The organism is Nocardia sp. BSTN01 (genome assembly GCF_015354405.1).
In the GTDB taxonomy this organism is placed as follows: Bacteria; Actinomycetota; Actinomycetes; order Mycobacteriales; family Mycobacteriaceae; genus Nocardia.
Genome location: NZ_JADKYP010000038.1, coordinates 1 through 5,141 on the forward strand (window position 1 = coordinate 1; position 5,141 = coordinate 5,141).

At 69.9% G+C, this 5,141-nt stretch carries 4 protein-coding genes; 1 reads left to right on the forward strand and 3 read right to left on the reverse strand.

From position 1 onward, the window contains the following. Positions 1-3,192: BTAD domain-containing putative transcriptional regulator (locus IRT45_RS25360; protein ID WP_194808382.1), on the forward strand; the 3,192-nt coding region annotated here is incomplete at its 5' end. 127 nt (positions 3,193-3,319) lie between these two features. On the opposite strand, the gene IRT45_RS25365 is transcribed toward IRT45_RS25360, so the two are convergent. The 3 genes from IRT45_RS25365 to IRT45_RS25375 form a co-directional block, all read right to left on the reverse strand. Continuing rightward, positions 3,320-3,721, reverse strand: coding sequence for a helix-turn-helix transcriptional regulator (locus tag IRT45_RS25365; RefSeq protein ID WP_194808383.1), 402 nt, complete (start codon positions 3,719-3,721; stop codon positions 3,320-3,322). Beyond that, complete coding sequence (locus tag IRT45_RS25370; RefSeq protein ID WP_194808384.1) at positions 3,718-4,377, reverse strand: SRPBCC family protein; 660 nt, start codon at positions 4,375-4,377, stop codon at positions 3,718-3,720. The genes IRT45_RS25365 and IRT45_RS25370 overlap by 4 nt, the downstream gene beginning before the upstream one ends. A gap of 126 nt (positions 4,378-4,503) precedes the next feature. After that, positions 4,504-4,722 carry an MbtH family protein gene (locus IRT45_RS25375; protein WP_194808385.1) on the reverse strand — a complete coding sequence of 73 codons (219 nt, stop codon included), beginning with the start codon at positions 4,720-4,722 and terminating at the stop codon, positions 4,504-4,506. Between the last annotated feature and the right edge of the window lie 419 nt (positions 4,723-5,141).

The following is a 5,141-nucleotide window of genomic DNA, read 5'->3' on the forward strand; positions in this document are numbered from 1 at the left end:
TTGTGGGACGGGGAACCCCCGCCGAAGGCGACGTCGGTACTGCAGGTGCACGTCCACAACCTGCGGCGGGTGTTCGAACCCGAACGTCCCGCCCGCGCGCCGGCGACGGTGGTGGTATCGGAGGGCCTCGGTTACGCGCTGCGGTTGCGCGACACCGAAGTCGACGCCTGGCAGTTCGAATCGCTGCTGCACGAATACCTGCAGGTCAGCAGCGGTGCCCATGCCCCCGAGGCGGCCACCCGCACCCGCATGCTGGATATCGCACTGGCCTGCTGGAACGGACGCGCGCTGGAGAGTTTCGCCGATTGCGGCTGGGCGGCGGCCGAGGCGGCCCGGCTGACGGATCTGTATCTGACCGCCGGTGAATTGCGCGCCCAGGCCGCGCTGGAACTCGGCCGCACCACCGAGGTGATCAGCGGCCTGCGGCGCACCGTCGAGGACCGGCCCGACCGCGAGGAGAGTGTGCGGCTGCTCGCCCTCGCGCAATATCGACTGGGGCAGCAGACGGAAGCGCTGGCCACGCTGCGGCGCACGGCGGAATTCCTCACCCGGGAAATGGGGCTGGATCCGGGACAACGCATTCAGGAGTTGGAGACCGCGATCCTCAACCAGGCGGTCCCGGTGCTCGACTCCACCGTGCCGACCGCGCCCATCGCCGTGCGCGCCGACCTCGTGCGTGACATCACGCGCTCACCGACCGAGCCTGGCGAGCGAGCCGCAACCACGACGGCACCCGGATATCCGGTGCAGCGCAAGATCGTCCTCGAAGCCGCCTGCGAGGCCGCCGAACACGGCGCCCGGGTGGTGTGGGTCTGCGGCGGCGCGGGTTTCGGCAAGTCCACCCTCACCGAGGCCGTCGCCGCCGAATTGCGCCGCCGCGACTGGGTGGTCGCGACCGGACGCTGCCCGGAGGTCGACGGAGCGCCACAGGCATGGGTGTGGGCGGAGGTCGCCGCGCGATTCGGCGCCGATCTGACCTCGCGGCCGGTGCTCGGTGGGGCATTCGAGATCTCGCGGGTGATCGCCGACCGGTGCCGGAAAGCGGTCGCCGACGGTCCGGTCGCGTTGATTCTGGAGGATCTGCACCGGGCCGACGAGGCCACGCTGCAGATCCTGCGCCAAGCCATGGCATGGCTGCACGATCAGCCGCTGCTGGTCATCGCCACCCTGCGCGAGGCGGAGGCGCCGCCGCCGGTGCGCGCGGCCGTGGCCGCCCTGGCCGACCCGACCGCCGCCCACATCGAGCTCACCGGCGTCGATCTGGACGGGACCTGCGCCATCGCGCGCGCCGCCGGATTGTCCGGGCTCGATACCGATCTGCTGGCGCTGCTGCACGAACGCACCGGCGGTAATCCGCTGTTCCTGCGCGAACTCACCGCCGCGATGGCGGTGGGCGGCGACGTCCACGCGCTGCCGCCGAGCACCCGAGGTGTGATCGAACAACAACTGGCGCGGATGCCGGATCCGGTCCGCGAGGTCCTGGAGTACGCGGCCGTCTGCGGTGAGCGGGTGGAACCGGCGACGCTGGTGGCGTTGACCGGACGATCCGAGCACGAGATCGTCGACCTGGTCGGCACCGCCGAGGTGGCACGGCTGGTGATCATCGATCCCGCGGGCCGGATCATGTTCGCGCACCCGCTGATACGTGACACCGCCTACGCGGGGATCGCGCAACTGCGGCGGACCCGGATGCATCAGGAGGTGCTGGCGCTGTTGAGCGGGTGCCGGCCCGACGACACCCGGGCCGTGGAGGTGCTGGCCCACCACGCCGTGCGCGCGGCCACGGCGAGTACCGCCGATTCCGCGGTCGACTACATCACGACCGCGGCGCGGCACTGTGTCGATCGCGGGATGCGCGCGGACGCGGCGCCGCTGTGGCGCACGGTGATCGAATTGCGGCGCCTGGCCGGGCACGAGGACGAGGACGCCCCGGCCGCGGACCGGATCGCCTGTGTGGACGCCTACTGTGAACTGGTCACCGCCTCCGCGTACGCGGGACGAATCGTCGCGGCCCGCGACGCCCGAGAACAGGCGCTGCGACTGGCCACCGCACTGGGCGACGGGGAGTTGGTGGTGCGCGCGCTGACCAGTTGGCGGGCCCCGGTGGTCTGGGCGATGCGGGACTGGAGATGGACGAATCCGCGGCTGCGGCGGGCCCTCGCGGTGGCGTCGGCGCGCGACCAGCCGGTGGCGACCCAGGCACGCCTGCTGATCACGGCGGTCTTCGAAGCCAGCCCCGCCGCGCACCGGCTCGCCCACACCCGCGCCCTCGCCGCGGTGAAATTGGCACGCAGCACCGGCGACGCCGAATTGCAGTGCATGGCGTTGAACGCGCTGACCCATCTCGTCTTGGACGGACACTCCGGCGACGGCCTGGGGTATTGGACCGCCGAGCTGGAGCGCATCGCGACCGCCGCCGATCTACCCCAATATCGTGCTCTCGCACACTATTTGCACTTCCGCACCGCCTGCCGCAACGTCGACCTGATCGAGGCCGGACGGCAGGCGGCGCTGGCCCTGGAGTTCGCGGCGACCGCGCAGGTGCGCCCGCTGGCGACGATCTTCGGCTACTTCCGCGCGGCCACCGAGATCCTGCGCGGCGACATCTCCCGGGCGGCGCACTACTTCGACGAAAGCATCTCGGCGGCAAGAGATTCCGGCTTCCCACACGGCGACGAGGCCGCCCTGATCGCGCTGCTACCGCTCGGCTGGGCGCGCCGGGATCTCTCCCTCGCCGCGGACGCCCTCGCCGATATCGAAGCCGCCCTGCCCGGCATGCTCACCCAGATCTACATCGTCGCCCTCCTCGACGCCGGCGAACGCGCCGAAGCCACCGCCCTGTTCCACCACGGCTCCGAGGTCGACGAGCATTTCTACCCCGTCCTGATGCGAGCCCACCGCGCCCGCGCGGCCATCGCGCTCGGCTCGACCGCCGATTGCGCCGAACTGTATCGCCGCCTCCTCCCCGCCGCCGGCACCGTCGCCGGCCTCGAAACCGGTTTCACCCCACTGGATCCGGTGGACGAGATCCTCGCCGACCTGGCGGCAGCGTGCGGAGACGGCGTCACCGCCGCCAAGCACCGCGCCGCCGCCACCCGGCTCCGCGAGCGAATCCGCAAGCAGCTCAGATCAACTCAGCTGATGAACATCGATGCCGCCGGTGCGACCGCGAGGGATTTCCCGGCGTTCTGAGCAGCAGCACACAGACGTTCACGGTCGGCCGGATACCAGCACACGACCGGCGCGAAGTAGATCAGCTTCAGCACTCGGCGAGGGTAGGACCCAGGCGCAGAGCGGATCTCGGATCAGCCGTACGCGCTCAACCGGTCGCCCGCTTCTGCCCGCCGTCGGCACCTCGGGCTCGGGATTCGGAATCCCGCGTCCGTTTGCCACGGGCGATTTCGGTGGCGAGAGCGTCGAGAGGGTTCGCCAGGTGGTGCAGGGGGTCGAGCAGGGCGGTGAGCCAGGTTCGGGCGATCTCCACGCCGTCGGGGTCGAGGCGGTAGTACCGGCGGGTGCCTTCGGCGCGGACGGTGACCAAACCGGTGTCGCGCAAGGTTTTCAGGTGTTGCGAGACCGCGGGCTGGGAGATCGGGGTGGTGGCGCGGATCGACTCGACCAGGGCGCCGGCGGAGTGTTCGCCGGCGGCCAGGAGTTCGAGGATGTGGCGGCGAACGGGGTCGCCCAGTGCATCGAAGATGCGGGCGGGTGGGGCGGTCATCGAGGTTCCGGGGTGTCCTCTGGTTCGGTGGTGTAGAAGGCGAAGGTTTGCTCGGCGGCGGCGCGGGCCGCGGCGGGGTCGTCACCGTCGGCGATCGCGGCCTCACCCCACGCCGTGGCGGCCGTGCGGATGAATGTACGGCCCTCCGGCGTGGTGTGCAGCGTGAGCGCGACGGTCGGATCCACCGGCTCGCCGCTGTCCAGATGCATTCCCAGGCCGAGGAGGGCGAGGTCCCAGCCGACACCGACCGCACCGGGACCGAATTGCGTCCACATGGCCGGATCGATCGGCGCCTCGTGCTCGAGCTTCAGTTCGGTACCGTCGCCGGCCGGGCCGAGAGTGACTTCCAGCCAGGAGATCTGCGGGCCCATCTCCCAGGTGACGGCGAAGTGTTTCGGCGCGTCACAGTGTTCGACCACGCCGTTGGCGTTGCCCTCGAGCTGGTATCGGCCGCCGACCTCCAGTGAGCCGCTGATCGGCAGGAACCAGCGCGGAATGCGCTCGGGGTTGGTCAGCGCGTCCCACAGATCGGCCTGATCGGTGGGGTAGCTGCGGCGGGCGACGGCGATCCTGGTGGTCGCGCCGTCGCGGGAACCGGTGCGGACCTCGCGGGTGACGAGGCCGGCGAGGGCGGCGGGGTCGGAAAGCAAGGGCATGGCATACCTCCTTCTATAAGTTGGAACTTATATTAGCAGATATCCACCGCCCCTGTGAGGAGGACGTGAACGCCGCGACGTACCGGGTGCAGGGGGGTTCGGAGGGCACGCCGCGGCGCGACGCATTCAGTTGGCTTGCAGACGCATGGCCTCGATCAGCGATTTCGGGCGCATATCGGTCCAGTGCGATTCGACATAGTCGAGGCAGAGCCGACGCAGACAAGGACCGTGAGCGATCGTCCATCCGCTCGGCACGGCCGCGAACACCGGCCACAACGAGTGCTCGCCTTCATCGTTGGTCAGGACGTAGAACTCGGCGTCGTCATCGTCGAATGGGTTGCTCATTCGAATACCTTTCGTGCGGAACTGTTTCCGGTGCGGCGGCGCCGCCACCGCGCCGGGGGTGGTGCGGGCCCGCGGTGTTCGAGCCCGCACCGCGATCAAGCGCCCGGTGTCACCGACACCGCCGATCCGGTGGAGAGCAGGTTCGCGAGGGCGGTGAAGATGCTGCCGAGGCCGGAGCTTCCGGTATCCATCAGTCGAAAATCCTTTGCTGGTGCGGGTTTACTTCGGGGTGTAGGCGATGCTGGAACCGGAGCTGAGGAAGCTCAGCACCTGAGTGATGATCGCGGCGTAGTCGACAGTGCCGTCCATACTTTCTTCCTTCTTCCTTTCACGGTCGCGAACCGCGGACGCCGGACCGGCGCCCGAGGGCCGCACGGAACCTGATCGGCTCCGGGCTGATGAGGCGACAAGCGATGCGG